The following is an 18,341-nucleotide window of genomic DNA, read 5'->3' as shown; positions in this document are numbered from 1 at the left end:
TCTATTATGAAGGGGGGGAAAATGGTTGTCAACTCATCATTAGAAAGTGTTATTGGGGTACATAACTTTAACCAGGCTTAATAAAAAAGAGTGCTTAAAGGCTATCTCAACCTTTAAAACACTCTACTTTCAATTCATTACTCTATTCTCTACTTCTAAAAAATTCACAAAATGGTTCAAAGTCTGTAACGGTCTTTCTTTTACTAAAGAGATATATTTCTCTTTAACACGGTCCGATACAACCTCACTTTTCTTTATTCGTTCAACTATATAGTCCATACTTACTTTCTGTATCTCTGCCTGTTGAAGTTTTGCTTCTTTTGAAAGAGCCATGCCTAGCGCTCCCATTATCGCATACACTACTAAAGAAGGTGTTATTGATTCGTTAAAACCAGCTCCAAATAACATAGTAACTATATTAATGATAGATAAAACAATTAAAGGGAAGGACCAAAAAATATACCGAGATGCTTTTTTTGCAAATGGAGCGATCACTTCTTGTAATTTCTCAATTTCTTTCTTTGCAAAATTCGGCAAATCCAAATTAATAAGTTTCATATAATTATCCCCCTAACAAATAGCGTATTGTCAAAACTTCTATAAGAAATAGGTTATAAAATATCTCCATAGAGGGCTTTATAGGCAAAAAAATTGCCACCCCCTAAATTCTTTGGATAATTGAGGTTACCACACACCCAACAACCAAGAATGGAAGTGACAATTTGTACCCTCAAATTATAACCTATTTATTAACTTTTATAAACTATCAAGAACAACTCATTCGAACATTGCTTACTTTATTGATTGGTAAAAGCATGTTCGATAAACCTACTGAACAGCCCGTAAATAAACCTTATCGAAAACTTCAAGTGGATGACCTTCCGGTCATTGAAGTTCTAGAACAGCTTGATTATCGAGTTCTTCTTAGTGAATATCTAGAGAAGAACGGGAAAGCTCTCAAACCTGTTCAAAGGCGTAAGAATGCAAAAGTTTCCGTACCTAAAGCCATGAACTGTCCAAAGTGTGGTGCTCCATCGGATTATCTTTATGCCAACAATGGAGATAAAGGTCAGTATCAATGCAAGGTGTGTACAGAACTTTTCAGTGAAAAGAACCGTTACTCTAAGGAGGCCATCCTGAAGTGTCCTCATTGTTCCAAGACTCTCGAGAAAATAAAAGAAAGAAAAGATTTTCACGTGTTTAAGTGCAAGAACAATGACTGTTCTTATTATCAAAAGAAGCTCAATGGGATGACTTCAAAAGAAAAGAAAAGGTTCAAAAAGGACCCTCAAGCATTTAAATTGAGATACATTTTCCGTCAGTTTTATATCGATTTCCAGCCGTTATCTAAGGAATCACCAGAACTGCCGGCCGTGGACTTATCAAAGATTTATGCATCCCCACATACATTAGGATTGATCCTAACCTATCATGTAAACTATGGCCTTTCGGCCCGTAAAACAGCTGCGATTATGCAGGACGTACACGGAGTGATGATTTCACATCAGACTGTATTGAACTACGAAAATAGCGTAGCTTTATTACTTAAACCTTATGTGGATCACTATCCCTATGAACTTTCAGACCAATTCTGCGGTGATGAAACGTATATCAGAGTAAACGGTCGATGGCATTATTTATTTTTCTTTTTTGACGCCGTGAAAAAGATTATTCTTTCGTATCCGGTGTCGCCTAATCGAGACACAGCAACAGCCATTCGAGCAATTGATGAGGTCTTAATCAAGATGAAAGAGATTCCAGAAAATCTGACCTTTGTGGTAGACGGGAATCCAATCTATCTTTTAGCCCAACATTTCTTCGCTCAACATGAGATTTTATTCGATGTGAAGCAGGTCATTGGATTAACCAATGAGGACCCTGTTTCAACCGAATATAGACCAATGAAACAAATAATTGAGAGACTTAACCGCACCTTTAAGGGCAATTATCGCTCCACTCATGGATTCGGCTCTGAACATGGTTCCATTTCATACGTCACCTTATTTACGGCCTACTTTAACTTTTTGCGTCCGCATGCCGCCTTAGAAGGAAAAGTGCCCGTAGTGAATCCAGAACTCAAGGGGCTTCCAACAATGCCAGCACGTTGGACAAAGCTCATTGGATTAGCACAACAATGGATAGTAGAACAAAGACAAGCCTAACTTTTTGTTTAGCTGAGCCCTTAAGCTAATTCAGCAATCGGCGGAGCGAACTCTTGACAAACCGAACTTGCCAATGGTTTAAAATGGAAACAACCAAGGGCTTATTTGGTATGCCTTCTTTTGTTCCCTTCGCCCTTGTTAAACAATCCACAAACCATTGGCGTGTTTGTCAAGAGAGATTGCGGCGCATCTCCATCCAGTAAATAGGAGAGAAGCTAACCCTTTAGGTAGTTTTCATAAATCTTTTGACACTACCACAAATAGGATCCATCTCTTATAATAATTGGCTTAGTTTCGATCCATTCACCTGTATGTTAATGACCGGCTCGTTATCATTTTCAATATTTTTTATGAGTTTTACCTCTTCATGAAGCCTCTCCATTTTCTTGTCTAGCTCAATAGCAGATAAAGCTGCTTCTTTTAATTCACTTGTTAAATTATCAGGAATTTCTTTCCCAAATTTGTAATAGATCTTATGTTCCAAGCTTGCCCAAAAATCCATTGCTTTTGTTCTAATTTGAATCTCAACATAAGTGTCTTCTACTCGATCAGACAGGAAAACTGGTATTCTAATAATAAGGTGAAGACTTTGGTACCCATTAGGTTTTGGGGACTTAATATAATCCTTACATTGAACCACATCTATATCTTTTTGCTTTTGAAGCATCTCATACACTTTATATACATCAGAAATAAAAGAACATGTTATTCGAACACCTGCTATATCTTTAATATTTTCCTTTATTGACATGATAGATAAATCACAATTCTTCCTTTTAACTTTTTGCAAAATACTTTCTGGTGTTTTCACTCTTGAACTTATATTCTCAATTGGATTATAGTCGTGAACATACTTAAATTCCTCATTCAAAATATTAAGCTTTGTGGTGATTTCATTAACAGCAAATTTATAGGTCATAATAAACTTTACAAGTTCTAATGGATCCATTTTGTTATTATCTCTTAAACTTATTGTATCCAAATTGTTAGTACTGGATAGTCAACACTAAACTAGACAACATTTTTAAGGTGTCCAAGTTTAAATTCAATTGGGCTAAGATAGCCTAATGTTCCATGGATTCGTTTGTGATTAAACCAATGGATATACTGTTGTAGTTCGTTCTCTAATTCTTCAAGACTATCAAAATGACGTCCCTTGACAAACTCAGTTTTAATGATTTTAAATGTAGCTTCTGCTACTGCATTATCATATGGGCATCCTTTCATGCTTAGCGATCGCTGGATATTAAAAGTCGCTAATGCCTCGTCAATGAGCTTATTCTTAAACTCACTTCCTCGATCTGTATGAAACAGCTTAATCTTACGTAAATCTGTTTTGATTGACGCTAACGCACGATAAACTAATAAAGCATTTTTATGACGACCGATACTATATCCAATAATTTCACGGTTAAAAAGATCAACAAATATACATATGTATTGCCATTTTTTATTGACTCTCACATATGTTAAATCACTTACTACGACTGATAATGCTTCGTCTTGTGTAAACTGACGATCAAGCTCATTTTTCTGTTCCGATTCGTTTGTCCCACTGGCATGTGGCTTGAATTGCGCTAGAGTATATGAAGACACCAGGCCTTGTTCTTTCATTATTCGTCCGATTCGACGTCTAGACACAACCTTTCCACGCTTAGCTAGTTCCTTTTTGATTTTACGAGTCCCGTAATTTTGGAAACTCTCATGAAAAATCTCAATAATATCTGAAGTGATGTCGTCTTCAGCCTGACGTTCTTTTGCTTCATAATAATAAGTACTTCTAGGTATTTGTAGGACCTTGCACATTGCTGATATCGAGTATTTGTGCTGGTTATTCTTAATCACATTTACTTTCGTCCTAGTATCAGCGCGGCTTGCTTTAAAATGTCATTCTCCATTTCTAATTGCTTATTTCGCTTTCTAAGCTCAGCTAGTTCCTTTTGTTCCGGTGTTAAATTGTCTTTTTCCTTGAAAGAACCAGAAGTTTGATTCTGACTCACCCATTTATCTAAAGACGAAGGAGTAAGATCATATTCTTGAATAATCTCTTTTCTAGGTTTGCCGCTGTTGTAAAGCTGCACAATCTGTTGTTTAAATTCCTCAGTAAATGTTCGGCGTTCTCTTTTAGTCATTGTAGATTCTCCTCGATAATATTATCTGTAGTCTACTTGACCTTAATTTTTCTGTCTAGTTAAGTGTAGCCGATTCAGTACTCCTTTATTTAAAACAAGATAGTGTTTAGACTACTATTTTAATTGAATTGTTTTTGTAGGTCTTCTGATTAATTGAGCATTAATGCCTTGTTTTTGTAGTTTCTTTACTATGCTTTTAAAATCAATCTTACTCTTTACAAGATCAGTTCCCACAGTTTTACTCCTTTTGAAATCCCTTTTTTAGTAATTCAATTTGATTGATATATTTGGTTAGTGCTTCTTCTTCAGTTAAGTTTAGTACAAATACACGAACTAAATTATGAATAGTAACTGAGACCATTATTTCAATCATGTCATTCAGCTCTTGTTCAGATTTAATATTCAAATGATCTGTTTTCACTAATTTTAGTAGACTTTGGTAATGAGATTTTTGATTTTCTTCATACATACTTCTTGCCAACGTATTTTCAATTTTAAAATACATATTTAAAAATACATTTTTTAAATAAGCTTTATTATCCTGATTGTGCCGGTTATGAACAATATGTTGAAAAAGATCAATCAAGGTTTCTGTCAAATTCCCTTGTTTTCTTCTTAGAATGGTCATTACTCTTCTATTTGTGTTTTGTGTAAATTCATCTAACAAATAAAAGTACAAATCCTCTTTATCATCAAAGTATTGATAAAAGCTTCCCCTTGGTATCCCTGCACTTTTTATTATATTGGCAATTGATGCCTCATGAAGGGGAACCCGTGAGAATTCTTCTTTTGCCGATAATATTAACGTATCCTTCTTCTCTTTTGGTAAGTGATAAAACGTTTGTTTTGGCATGATTTTTATCTCCTATTCGGGGTGAATGACAAGGTGTCACAATTCCTATACCCCAATCATATGTGACACCTTGTCACAAGTCAATTCAAAGTGACAAGCTGTCACATAAATGTCATATAAAGCAACTATAGACTAATGATTCCCCTTCTAAATCTAAGGTAACCTAAGTTTATTTATAAAAAAAACGCCCATCAATTAATGAGCGCGACTTTCACATTTTATACAATTTCCTATTGGTGTATAGGTATAACATTATTTTTCACTTTGGTAACTTCTAAATATTGAATATGGTGTCCGTCACTTTCATGTACTTTAAAGAGGTAACCGTCATTTTCTACCTCTACACCAACAGTTGCGTTGAAGTTTTGTGTAAGAAACCATCCACCAATTGTATCAATATCTTCATTAGGAAAATCTGTATTTAGAAGATTATTAACATCATCTATCAATAATTTTCCATCTAGAATATAATGATCATCATTGATTTTTCGAATTTCGGGAACCTCATCTTCATCAAATTCATCTCGTATTTCCCCAACAATCTCTTCAAGAATGTCTTCAACTGTTACCAATCCAGATGTGCCACCATACTCATCAATTAATATAGCTAAATGCGTTCGATCTTTTTGCATTTTTAACAATAAATCATGTATTGCTATTGTTTCAATTACTTGAATAACCGGATTAATAAATGTATTTATATTGAACTTTTTAGCATTACCCCCATCAGTAAAATGGGAAGTTAACAGTTCCTTTATATTAAGAAAACCAACAATATTGTCTTTATCTCCATCTATAACTGGGTATCTTGTATATCGTTCATTCTTAATAATCTCTACAATTTCTTCATAACTTGTATCAATATCTATAGAAACAATCTCAGTACGAGGAACCATAATCTCTTTTGCAATTCTTTCGTCAAATTCAAAGATATTGTTTACGTACTTTAACTCATTCTTATTAATTTCTCCGCTCTTATAGCTTTCAGACAAAAGCATACGAAGCTCCTCTTCTGAATGAGCTAATTCATGTTCTGATGCAGGTTTTAATCCAAATAAACCTACCAACACACGTGCAGAACCATTTAAGAACCAGATAAATGGATACATTAAACGGTAAAACCAAATAATGGGGTGGGCAAACAGTAATGTTACAGCCTCTGCTTTTTGAATCGCAACTGTTTTAGGGGCAAGTTCACCTACTACAACATGAAGGAACGTAACCAAAGCAAACGCAATACCAAACGATAGAATATGTGTAACGGATTCATTCAAAGCAAAATGTTCAAAAAGAGGATGTAATAGTTTCTCCACAGTCGGTTCCCCTAACCAACCAAGTCCTAATGCTGTAATTGTAATTCCCAATTGACAGGCTGATAGATATTCGTCTAAATGTGTTACAACTTTTTTAGCAGCTACTGCACCTTTATTTCCTTCTGAAATTAACTGATCAATTTTTGAAACACGTACTTTCACAATGGCAAATTCAGTTGCCACGAAGAATGCTGTTAATGCTATTAATACTAAAATTAAAAGTAAATTAATGGTTGTCAATGAGTCGTCTTATAAGTAAGACGTACACCTCCTGGTAATGATATTAATTAGTTGAGCAGTAATAACAATGATTGAATCAAAGACAGACTTTCTTGAGAAACATTCTTTTTTATAAACTCATGATTTTTTAGGTTGCTGTTTTCAAGTTGAGATAAAACCTCTGCTACATCTTTTTCTAATCCTTTTATTTTAAGACGTAACTCCAACACGTCAATTTCTTCTGCGTTTTTGTCAATCATTCTTTTCTTTATGTCGTCTAACGACATTCCTTGTTCTTTACACTTCTCAATATCATTTAACTGTTCAACAGCAGAAATATCGTAATAACGATAATTCGAAGGGGAACGTTCTGCTTTAAGAAGTCCTAAATTAGTATAGTAATCTATTGTTCTTTTTGTAACACCTGTTCTTTCAGCCAGTTCACCGATTTTTAACTTTTCAGTCCCAAAGGATAACCCTCCAAACCATAACGTGATAGTTTGATTATATTTACCAAACGTAGAATTTACAACTAATAAACTGATTATTAATAAATATTTCACAATTTGTTTACAACAAGCTTATTTTTCTTAACCCAATAGCGTAAGAACGTATTTAAAAAGCTGCTCTACGAAGAGCAGCTTTTTAATTATAATCCACTATGCAGCTTGCTTCTCTTCTTTCTTTTCTTTCGTTAAGAACCACCCTGCAGCAGCAATTCCAATTAATACAGTATAGAAGAACAGCTTCCATCCAGTGGAATGGGCAAATTCATAAGAAAGTACACCAACATCAGGATGCCCTAATGTTAACACAGCAAGCTTCACTCCTACCCATCCAACAATTGCAAAAGCCGCTATTTCAAGACCTGGTCTTGAATGAAGTAACTTAACAAAAAGGTTAGCTGCAAAACGCATGATAATTAATCCAATAATTCCACCGGCAAAAATGACAAGAAACTTACCGCCGTCCATTCCACCAATTTGTGGAAGGTTTGTGTTTGGCAGTGTCATAGCAAGGGCTACAGCAGCTAAAATTGAGTCAACTGCAAATGCAATATCAGCTAATTCAACCTTTAAAACAGTTCCCCAAAAACCAGATTTTCCCTTTTTGTTTTCTTCTTCATTTGTTCCCTCTTTCTTTTTGAATACAAGCTTTCTTACTATATGATTTATAGCAATAAATAATAGGTATAGAGCACCTATCGCTTGCACCTGCCACACATCCACTAGGAACGAAATCGCAAAGAGTGAACCAAATCGGAACACAAAGGCTCCCGCTAAACCATAAAAGAGAGCTCTTTTTCTTTCCTCTTCCGGTAAATGCTTAACCATGATTGCTAAAACAAGTGCATTATCTGCTGCTAACAAGCCCTCCAGTGCAACTAATAAGATCAACACCCAACCATACTCCATTAAAATTGAAAGTTCCAAATAATTTCTCCTCCTTATTAACCCTTAATTTATAAATCTCACACTCAGTAAACTTTCAATCTTGAAGGTTACTTTTAGCTCTTACGAACCAATATTTTGACTCACTCCTTTTGTAATGTGAATTTTCCATAAAAAGTTTTTTAGTCTCCGGAAAAAAGAAAAAACCTCTACCGTAAACGGTAAAGGTTTTAATAAAAAGTAAAAGACCTTTACCAATTGGTAAAGGTCTTGCTAACAACCGAACGTTGCCAACAAAGCCGAGAGATACGAAATCTCCGAAATGACGACTTTGCTGTAAAAGCTACTCCCCTTTAGGAGAAACTATTTAGTTAATCAAACTATAAATAAATTATTGGTTTTTGTCAACTACTTTTCATAAAGCTTTTAAAAATTCATTTTTCAACTCTAAAACTTGTTGCATTTAAATATTCATGTTAAACGCACCTATACCTGAAGGACCTCCTCCTACTATAGCTACTTTATATTCCATTGACATCCACCTCTTCTACTTCCAAAATACAAACTAAGCCCTTTCCGGAATATCCCAATGAAACGGATCCTTAAACAACGTCCACTCAGTATCAAATTCATCTCTAGTTAGTAGACATGCATCTAATTGTTTTAATACCTCTTTTTTATTCATATTTGTTCCTATAATAACCAATTGAGTCATACGATCACCGAATTCTGGATCCCATTCAGCTTTAATGTGAGGATTTTCATTTAAAATAAGCTCTTGCTCACCAGCTGCCATAGCGGCCACCCAATAAGCCACTGGTTCTATTACGATAGAAGGGCCAGCTTGTGAGACGGAAAGAGCGAATTTATTTCTTGTAGCACACCAGGCAATTCCCTTTACCCTAACAATATTGTCAGAAAGTGAATGCATGAGCTGATAAAATCGTTCACTATGAAAAGGAAGTCTTCTTTTATAAACAAAGGATGTAATTCCATACTCTTCGGTTTCCGGTTGATGCTCTTTGTGTCCAATTGTAAGCTCTTTTATCCACCCTGCGGATTCACTTGCTTTTTCAAAATCAAAAAGATTTGTATGAAGGATATCTGTTAATTGAATTTTGCCTTTATTTGTTCTAATCATTCTTGCTTCAGGTTGAAGTTTGCGTAGTACCTTTTCTAGATGTGTTAATTCTTCTTCATTTACAAGATCACATTTATTGATAATCAGAACATCACAAAATTCAATTTGATCCAGCAGTAAATCTGCAATTTCACGATCGTCTGCTGCACTCAGTGCTTCTTTTCTATCAAGCAGACTTTCTCCTGATCTAAAATCCTTCCAAAAGCGGTTCGCATCAACAACAGTGACCATCGTATCAAGCTTACAAAAACGGGTCAGATCAATACCCAGTTCCTCATCTATGTATGAAAAGGTTTGAGCAACAGGAACAGGCTCGCTTATCCCTGTTGACTCGATCACGATGTAATCGATGTTCCCCTCTAACGCCAGTTTTTCAACCTCTACAAGCAAGTCTTCTCTGAGGGTACAGCAGATACAACCATTTGACATTTCCACCAATTTCTCTTCTGTTCTTTTTAATCCTCCGCCTTGCTTGATGGTTTCCGCATCAATATTTACTTCACTCATATCATTTACGATAACAGCTACTTTCAAGCCTTCACGATTTTGAAGAATGTGATTTAGTACAGTTGTCTTTCCGGCTCCTAAATAACCACTTAAGACTGTTACAGGAATTTTTTTCATGTATGTAACCTCCTAAATATTTTTATAAACAATCTCCTCTGCAAGAAAAAATCTCTCCTTAAGTTTGTTTCACTCAAGTTTTGAATATATATCAAGATAAAAAAAGCAACTCTTCAAACCTATCTTGTTACGTCATGTAGAGACGTTTCTTTCCTTAAATAAATAGTAGATTTACCTTTACCTTTACAAATCGTTATAATTACGTTTTAAAACCGATGAGTATTTACTCTCTTTCATTATCCCGGAGCTACTTATAAAATGATTCTTCCAATCAAACTACTAAAAAAAAATTAATAGTTTAATTGGAAAAACATTTCGCATGACTCCTGCTTCTATTGACTTACACTTTGGCAACTCTTTTTAGCTATTTATGATACTTCCATACCTTACCTGACAGTTGAGAAATCGATTTATTTGAAGGGGAATCACAAGAAAAAGCATGCGAAGAAATCATTTATTCTCATTTTATTAAAAGTTTATACTATTTATTTACCAGCTTTAAGACAGAAATAACCTGTACTCTTTATCCTCATTCCTAACCCACAAATATTTTTCTACGATCATACGCAAAAAAAATCATCATCACACCTAAGCCGGCACAAATCATGTACATAAATGAATAAGAGTATATATCAGCTATCGGTCCCATTATGAAACTGCCTAATGATACACCTAGGTCTGCCATCGCAATAAATAACCCCAATAACACATTTCGATTATTATGAGGTAATACAAAGCTTAAATACGTGGTTAACGTAGGATACAAAAGAGCCTGAGCAATCCCCATTAAACAAGCACCTACATAAAAAAGAATAGTTCCTCCATTTAAAGCTAATCCCACACACAGTGACGCTATTACTAATAGAAGCATATTTCCCATGATAAAAGATGAATGCCATTTCCCATCAGAGGGGATTTTTTTTCTTAAAGTAAAACGGGAAATGACAACAGTTCCAGCCATAAGCATTAAAAAAACACCAGCGCTACTGCTTTTTAGTTGTGCAGCATATAAAGGTATAAAGGTAGTTATTGCTCCAAATACAATAGAACCTACTAACATCAGAACACTACATTTTAATAAATAAGGATTTTTCACTAACTGACCAAATGAACTGAACATGTTAACGCCATGAACAGGATCTTCTTTTTTCGTTTCTGTCTTGGCTTTATCTATTTTTGTACTATAGCCCACAACCCCAGTAAAGACCGCAATTGATACCATCACTATTGGAAAGTATCCCATTCCCCCGTGCCAAATCCCCAATGCAAGTAGAGGGCCAATAATCCCCGGTATATAGGAAAATAAAGAATAAAGGGAAATTCCCTGAGAGCGATCTTCTTCCGGCAATGCATCAATAATCCCTACCTGTAATGCCATTGAAAAAAAAGCTGTTGAAACACCTTGCAACATACGTGCGACCAAATATCCACCTAGTCCAGTTATCGTATATAAGATTAAAGCTAAACCATTGATAATCAGTATAATTCGTAATATTTTTATCGATCCATGCTTTTGAATAATATGACCTGCCCATGGTCTAAAAAACATGGTCGTAAACATATAAGCTCCCATAATCAGCCCGATTGTTGTATTAGTAGCTCCTAATGATTCTCCTTTTAAAGGAATAAGGACATTTAATAGAGAATTTGCACTAAAATAAAGAAGCACCAATATATACAATCTTAAAAAAGGCCAAGATAATGCTCCATTCACAATTGGTTCCCCTCCGGTTCTATACCAACTCAGACTAGACAGTTGCCACAATTAAATCGTTATAATGGATTGTACTAGTTTTTTTGCATACGCTGACTTAACATCCTTTAAATGTTCAGTTTTAATTATTTCTTCAATCTGACCATCCTTAAAAATGATGACTCTATCACAAATGTAGGCAGCAGCCTGTATATCATGCGTTATAAAAATGTAGCTCATGTTATATATTCTTTTTAAATCCTTTAGTAAGTCAAGAACTTGTATTTGAACTGATACATCCAGAGAACTGATTGACTCATCTAATAAAATGCAGGCTGGTACTGTTGAGATGGCTCTAGCAATACATACCCTTTGAACCTCTCCTCCTGATAGTTCATGGGGGTATTTGTCTCGATAAGACGAAGGCAACCCAACTTGCTTTAGTAGATTAATAACTTTTTCTCTCATCTCTTGTCTACTCTTGTTTTGAATTTTCATCGGCTCCATTATGGCCTCTTCAACAGTAAAGAATGGATTAATAGAAGATTTGTAGTCTTGAAAGACAGCACTTATATAACCTGATCTTGCTCTTCTTTCTACTACATTTTTTTCATTTTAAAAAACATGTCCACGATCAGACCTTTCAATTCCCATGATCAAGCGCCCTAATGTTGATTTTCCGCTTCCACTTTCTCCGATAATACCAAGACATTCGCCACTGTAGCATTCAAAGCTGACATTCTTTAAAACATTTTGCCTTTTTACAGAAAACAATCCACCCTTTTTATAGGATTTCTCAACAGAATCAACTCTGAGCAACTATAACGCCTCCCCCATTATCTTCTTAAAGTGATTGCTTAGAGACACTCTTGTAGATATCAAATATTTCGTATATTCATGTTCGGGTTGAACAAATAAAGCCTCGGTTTTACCTCTTTCTACAATTTCTCCATTCCTCATGACTAGCATGTCATCCGCGATTTTCCTTACAACACCCAAATCATGGGAAATAAATATCATTGAACAACCCATTCTTTCCCGCAATTTCATCAATTGCTCAACTACTTCAAATTGTGAAATTGTATCAAGTGCTGTTGTTGGTTCATCAGCAATAATAATATCAGGCTCCAAGCAAATAGCTAATGCGATCATGATGCGTTGCAGCATTCCACCTGATAATTGATGTGGATATTTGTTCATAATATCTGTTGGATTTTTCAACATCACACTCTTCATAGCAGCTGTTATGTTTTCTTCTATTACTTTTCTACTCCAACCGAAATGTTCTGTTAAGGTTTCTCTTAGATGAACACCAATCACACAGGAGGGATCAAATGCACTCATTCCATTTTGTAAAATCATGCAGAGGTTTCTTCCCCTTTTCTTTCTCATCTCTTTTTCAGAAAGCTGACTGATGTTTTCGCCATTTAACAGGATGTCTCCTGATTGGTGGATAGTGGGCCTATTTAATCTCATGATAGCTCGACAAGTAATAGACTTTCCGCTCCCACTTTCTCCTACAATTGCCAGGCAGTTTCCGCGCTTCAAGTGGAATGAGCTATCTTGGATAATCTTTTTACCAGAATGAGCGTCCCATACTTTCAAGTTGTTTACCTCTAAAATATCCATGATCTAATTAGCCACCTTTTTTTCTTGAACATTCATCTTAGATAACCGCAATTTATGTTTATTAGTGTTTTTAGAGTTTACTAATTTCGGATCTAAAACAACTTGAAGTGCATCAGAAAAGAAATTAAACACAGATACGACAATTATAATAGCTAAACCTGGGGCTATCATTAATTCTGGTCTAGTAAACATTACTTCTCTGGCCTCATTTAACATCATACCCCATTCAGCATGAGGGGCTTGAATTCCTAACCCCAAGAATGAAAAGCCGGAAATTTGCAAAATCATCGATCCCATAGATCCACTAGAAATCACAGCGATATCAGAAAAAGTAACCGGAATAATATGTCTGTAGATAATGTTGATTTCACTTAAACCTGATGCTTTGGCAAATTTGATATAATTTAATTCTGAATATTGCATAACAGAGGTTCTAATAATACGAGCAAACCAAGCCCATTTGATTAATGCAAATGCAATAAGGATGTTTTCAAGACCTACTCCTAAAATACCAATAACAGCCAGCGCCATAACATAACCTGGAAAAGAAAGCATGATATCACATAATCTCATAATGATACCATCAACTTTCCCTCTAAAATATCCAGCAACAAAACCTAAGATTGCTCCGATTAATACGGATATAAAGAGAACAACCAAAACCCCTATTACACTTGGCCGAATACCATAGATTATTCTGGACAGGACACACCTGCCTAGGTGGTCATTTCCAAACAAATATTCCCACGAAGGAGATGCATAGCGCAAGCTCATCTTGACTTCATTAGGATCATGCGGAGCAAATACCGGGGCAAAAATACCAACAATAATGGTCATCAAAATAACAATTAAGGATAGGAAAGCTACCTTATCCTTACGAATGTTTTTCAATATTCTCATTTACACATCATTCCTTAGCTTAGGATTCATTGCAACATTGATAATGTCGGAAAGTGTATTAAACAAAACAAAAGATGCCGCTAGAATGAGAACATACGCCTGAATAATAGGGAAGTCCCTGCTTAGAATGGCATTCACACTCAACGTTCCTAATCCCGGCCAGGCAAAAACATTTTCTACAACAACGGTACTTCCTAATATAATAGGTATGGCCATACCAAATATAGAAATGGTTACTTGCAATGAATTCCTAAGAATATGACTCGTGATTTTCTTCTCTGATAGCCCTGATGCCCTTCCATACAAAACATAGTCCTCATTTAAATTGCTCAGCATAGAGGTTCTTATATTTCTAAAGTAAATACCCGCATAACTAATGGTGATGACAGACACTGGTAAGATATAACTTTTATAAGAATCCATTCCATTTGTTGGCAATAAGTCTAATTTGACTGAAACACACCAAATCAGAATGGATGCTAACAAATATGAAGGCATTGCGGTTAAAAAAAATGAGAATCCTCTGATCGATTTGTCAATCATTTCCCCTTCTTTCAATGCACATGTAACACCTAATAGAATAGAAATAAAAATGATTAAAGACGATGATACGATTGTTAATTTTAACGTGTTTAAAAATGCAGGACCTATTAATGACCACACTGATTCACCATTAATATATGAATCTCCAAAATCCAACTGTAAGGAAGCAAAAAGCCAATCAAAATATTGAAGGATAAATGGCTTATTCATCCCAAACTCTTCTCTCGTTTGCTCTAATAATTTATCTGTTATCTGTGGCACACCTTGAGCTTGTAATACAACTTCAGCAGGATCTAAAGGAGAAAGATTCATTAATACAAACGTCAAAAACGAGATGATAAAAAGTAAAGGTACAGACATGAGTAACCTTTTTATAATATAACTTCCCATAGACAACCTCCTTTTCCATTAAATCTCAACATTTAAATGTATTCGTTTTCTAAATATAGAGAGGGGAATTCCCCCCCTTTCTATTTAAACTCCATTAACTCAAACGGCAGCTCATATTGAGTTTGTTTGAATGATAGTCCATGTAAGCTTTTTGGAGCAACTACGGTCACACTTCCATTTGAAATAGGAATAAAAACAGCTTCTTCATGTACCATTTTAAAAATATCAGCATACAATGATTTTCTTGTTTCCTCATCTGTTGACACCATTACTTCATCAATTTTCCTATACAGTTCGTCTGCATTTTCCATACCTTTGGTCGTATGTAAGTAGGAAGAAGGAGATGTAAAAGCAGCAATTGTACTTTGCGGATCGTAAGCTAGTCCCCACGTCTGATTGAATAATAAATCATAGTCACCCGTTGCCCTTCTATTCGCAATCGAGGTTGACTCCTCACCAATAATCTCCAATCCAACACCAATTTCTTGTAATGAAGCTTGGATAAATTCAGCCTGAGTTTTTTGAGAAGACGAATTGCTATCATAATAGAGGTTCATCACTAACTTTTTGCCAGCTTTTGTTCGAACAACACCACCATTTTCTATTTTCCATCCAGTATCTTCGAGAATCGTTTTCGCTTTTTCTACATCATAGTCTCGTTTCTTTAAATCAACATCAGCATAATTGACGTTCTTAGAAAATAATGTATTGGCTACCGTTTCAGTACCACTCAATATATCCTTTGCAATGGTTTCTCTATCAATTGAATACCAAATTGCTTCACGAACAGCTTTTTCCGTAACAGGATGATCCTTTTTACTACTATTGGCTACAATCATTTTCGTATTCATTGGTTCACTTCTAACAAGTTGGTAATCACCTGAATCAACTAATTGATTCATAGCTTCAACATCAAGGCTATCTGCACCCCGATCATCCGTAAAAGCAAAGTTGACTTCTCCTTTTTTCAAGGCTAAAAACGTCGTTTCCCCTGCTGGAAGAACTTTAGATGTGATCGTCTTTATTTTTGGTGCTCCACCCCAGTACTGTTCATTTGCTTTAAATGTTGCATACTCATCTGTTTTATGTTCAGCTAGAATGTATGGTCCTGTACCGTTAAAACCACTTACCCCATCTTTCGTTCCATCATTAATGAAATCTTTAGGGGATATAAATACATAAGGCCTTGTCATTGATAATTCGACCAAAGTAGGGTAATAAGATTCAGTTAGAACAAGTTCAACTGTATACTCATCTACCACATTCACACGTTCAATTTTTGTAGATAACTTTATCCAAGCATGTTTTTCTGCATTATTTTGTACAGCATCGAAATTTTTCTTCACTGCCTCTGCGTTAAACGGTTCGCCATCATGAAATGTGACATCTTCTCTTAAATGGAATGTGTATGTTTTTCCATCATCTGAAATCTCCCAAGATTCAGCCAGCAATGGTTTGATCCCGTCTTCTGTATTTTCAACCAATGATTCATAGACCTTTCCTTGAGCAGGCATTGAACCAGTGTACAAATGTGGGTTCATATCGTTAACATCTTTTGCAGAAGCATAGACTAGTTCTGCTAAGCTATTATCATCCTTAACACCTTCCTCTTTCTCACTAGAAGAATTTTGTGCAGAGCAGGCAACTAGATTAGAAAAAAACAATACTATTATGGATGCAATCTTTAATTTTTTAACTCTCAATATACTTCTCTCCCTTTTATCGTGGCAAGCTTTAGAGTGATCACTAAAAAATTTACACTAGTAAGAACCCATTCACCTTTATTAAGTAGCAATTACATCTTTAACCTACTTATTATTCCTTTCATAGCCCTCCTTTTCATTCCTTAAACCAAAATCATTACGATTTACCTTATAAAGATCGATAATTATCATAGGTAATCTACAGAATAAATCGTAATGATTACTATTAAAAATGGTACTAATGAATAAAAAATACGTCAACTACTTTTTGTTACTTTTACCATTTATAACATTTAAAGGGATATTCCATGACCGGTAAATTTTCTAAACTATAAACTCATTAACAATTCGTTCTGCTGCTTTTCTTGCTCCTGAAATATTTCTTGATACCGGGCCAATTTCCAGTTCTGCTAATGGTCCTGAGACAAATAGATGAGAACACCATTCGAGCTTTTGATTGACAATTGGATACCCACAAGTAGCACATTTCAAATTTTCTGTTTCAATCAATGATTTTAACCAGCCTTCTTCCGGAAGATTGGAATCGAATCCCGTGGCTAGTAAGACTGTTTGAGCAGCGAGCTGAGTACCGCTTTTAAGGTGTAAAACACTAGTCTGCTCCTGGGAACTAGTCGTTAGCACTTCATCATACATCACTTGTAATACCCCTTCTTTTTCTAGTCTGATTATTTTTTGATAAACATCATTTGGCATGGAGCCTCTGTTACGAGCATGCCTAATATGTTCTCTACGCAAACCATAGTCAGTTATCTTTAAAAATGAATTCATATACTTTGGACCTAACCATCCCGGATCACTATCAAAACCGTGAACACGTATATTATGCCTGCTAAGAAGTGTAACTTTTCCTGGAAACATGCTACAAAGACTAATAACTGTGTGTGCTGCTGTAATTCCTCCACCCACTACAACGATAGATGGTGTTAATTCACTTAGGTTCTTAAGTTCCTCACTAAAAATATGTAGAACGTCATTCGATGATGCTTTTGCCCACTCAGGCATATGCAATTTTTCATTCACGCTCACACTAAGAACAAGATTTTTCGTCATAAATGATTCACCATCATCTGTTTGAACGATCCAGTTATCAGAATCTCGATAAACAGAAATCACCCTTCCTTGCTTCCAAGCTTTTTTTAACTGAACTTCCTGAAAAACCATATCACAATGTTCATCAAATAAATGAAGTGAAGGCCGTTTATATTGACCATAAAAAGCTCTATAGTCATTTGGTTTCTTAAAATGTTGCAGACTAAATACAGGAACATCAATATGATGGACAGATGGTGAACGCAAATACTCCATACCAATTTTTCGAGTATTTGTCCTCCATTTCTCCATCGGCTCTTGATGAGGATCAATGATAAGAAGTTTTTCAATTGTTGTTTTTTTATTTTTAATTAAGTAATTCCCAATTGTACAACCATGAATTCCTCCACCTATAATTATCCACTCATACATAATAATTCTCCTTTAAATTTAAACCGTAATCATTACGTTTTGAATTGTACTATATTTGTTAAGATAAGAGCAAATTTTTATCATCAACTCCTAAACGATGTCTATAAAAAATTGGCTCTGTTGATTCCTATTCTTGAGGTACGAAATGTTATATTTGCATTTTGTT

General features: G+C 35.1%; 15 protein-coding genes and 1 pseudogene. 1 reads left to right on the top strand and 15 read right to left on the bottom strand.

Annotated elements, in window-relative coordinates:
• Positions 1-129 precede the first annotated feature (129 nt).
• Positions 130-558 carry a DUF5392 family protein gene (locus LPC09_RS05410; protein WP_098795829.1) on the bottom strand — a complete coding sequence of 143 codons (429 nt, stop codon included), beginning with the start codon at positions 556-558 and terminating at the stop codon, positions 130-132.
• Positions 559-722: 164 nt separating this feature from the next.
• Here LPC09_RS05410 and LPC09_RS05405 point away from each other — a divergent pair, with 164 nt between their 5' ends.
• A complete protein-coding gene (locus LPC09_RS05405; protein ID WP_098795475.1) occupies positions 723-2,162 on the top strand; it encodes a DDE-type integrase/transposase/recombinase in 1,440 nt (479 codons plus the stop codon).
• Positions 2,163-2,436: 274 nt separating this feature from the next.
• Here LPC09_RS05405 and LPC09_RS05400 read toward each other — a convergent pair whose 3' ends face one another.
• From LPC09_RS05400 to LPC09_RS05335, 14 genes and pseudogenes are all read right to left on the bottom strand, one after another.
• On the bottom strand, positions 2,437-3,111 hold the full coding sequence (locus tag LPC09_RS05400; protein ID WP_098795834.1) for a GTP pyrophosphokinase: 675 nt from the start codon (positions 3,109-3,111) through the stop codon (positions 2,437-2,439).
• 62 nt (positions 3,112-3,173) lie between these two features.
• Positions 3,174-4,294, bottom strand: a protein-coding gene (locus LPC09_RS05395; RefSeq protein WP_231307522.1) for an IS3 family transposase whose coding sequence is annotated in 2 segments (ribosomal slippage) — positions 3,174-4,012 and positions 4,012-4,294 — 1,122 coding nt in all. Because the reading frame shifts where the segments join, the coding sequence is not laid out codon by codon here.
• 238 nt (positions 4,295-4,532) lie between these two features.
• Complete coding sequence (locus LPC09_RS05390; RefSeq protein WP_231309173.1) at positions 4,533-5,147, bottom strand: TetR/AcrR family transcriptional regulator; 615 nt, start codon at positions 5,145-5,147, stop codon at positions 4,533-4,535.
• Positions 5,148-5,377: 230 nt separating this feature from the next.
• Positions 5,378-6,700 carry a hemolysin family protein gene (locus LPC09_RS05385; RefSeq protein ID WP_098795827.1) on the bottom strand — a complete coding sequence of 441 codons (1,323 nt, stop codon included), beginning with the start codon at positions 6,698-6,700 and terminating at the stop codon, positions 5,378-5,380.
• Between the two features lie 47 nt (positions 6,701-6,747).
• On the bottom strand, positions 6,748-7,128 hold the full coding sequence (locus tag LPC09_RS05380; protein ID WP_442920033.1) for a MerR family transcriptional regulator: 381 nt from the start codon (positions 7,126-7,128) through the stop codon (positions 6,748-6,750).
• A gap of 210 nt (positions 7,129-7,338) precedes the next feature.
• Positions 7,339-8,094, bottom strand: a complete 756-nt coding sequence (locus tag LPC09_RS05375) for a TerC family protein (RefSeq protein ID WP_442920032.1) — start codon at positions 8,092-8,094, stop codon at positions 7,339-7,341.
• A gap of 541 nt (positions 8,095-8,635) precedes the next feature.
• The gene (locus tag LPC09_RS05370; RefSeq protein WP_098795825.1) at positions 8,636-9,835 is read right to left on the bottom strand and encodes a GTP-binding protein; all 1,200 of its coding nucleotides are present in this window, start codon (positions 9,833-9,835) and stop codon (positions 8,636-8,638) included.
• A gap of 535 nt (positions 9,836-10,370) precedes the next feature.
• A complete protein-coding gene (gene cntE / locus LPC09_RS05365; protein WP_098795824.1) occupies positions 10,371-11,549 on the bottom strand; it encodes a staphylopine family metallophore export MFS transporter CntE in 1,179 nt (392 codons plus the stop codon).
• Between the two features lie 51 nt (positions 11,550-11,600).
• A pseudogene (locus LPC09_RS05360) lies at positions 11,601-12,347 on the bottom strand (ABC transporter ATP-binding protein).
• Positions 12,348-13,157, bottom strand: coding sequence for a staphylopine uptake ABC transporter ATP-binding protein CntD (gene cntD, locus LPC09_RS05355; RefSeq protein ID WP_098795823.1), 810 nt, complete (start codon positions 13,155-13,157; stop codon positions 12,348-12,350).
• 3 nt (positions 13,158-13,160) lie between these two features.
• Positions 13,161-14,057, bottom strand: a complete 897-nt coding sequence (cntC, locus tag LPC09_RS05350) for a staphylopine uptake ABC transporter permease subunit CntC (RefSeq protein WP_098795822.1) — start codon at positions 14,055-14,057, stop codon at positions 13,161-13,163.
• Positions 14,058-14,990, bottom strand: a complete 933-nt coding sequence (gene opp1B / locus LPC09_RS05345; protein ID WP_098795821.1) for a nickel/cobalt ABC transporter permease — start codon at positions 14,988-14,990, stop codon at positions 14,058-14,060.
• An 80-nt stretch (positions 14,991-15,070) separates the two neighbouring features.
• Positions 15,071-16,693, bottom strand: coding sequence for a staphylopine-dependent metal ABC transporter substrate-binding lipoprotein (gene cntA, locus LPC09_RS05340; protein ID WP_098795820.1), 1,623 nt, complete (start codon positions 16,691-16,693; stop codon positions 15,071-15,073).
• 324 nt (positions 16,694-17,017) lie between these two features.
• Complete coding sequence (locus tag LPC09_RS05335) at positions 17,018-18,175, bottom strand: FAD/NAD(P)-binding protein (protein WP_098795819.1); 1,158 nt, start codon at positions 18,173-18,175, stop codon at positions 17,018-17,020.
• Positions 18,176-18,341 lie beyond the last annotated feature (166 nt).

The organism is Metabacillus sp. B2-18 (assembly GCF_021117275.1).
Taxonomy (GTDB): Bacteria; Bacillota; Bacilli; order Bacillales; family Bacillaceae; genus Metabacillus.
Note: the sequence above shows the minus strand (reverse complement) of the source record. Positions and strands in the feature narration are given on the sequence as shown.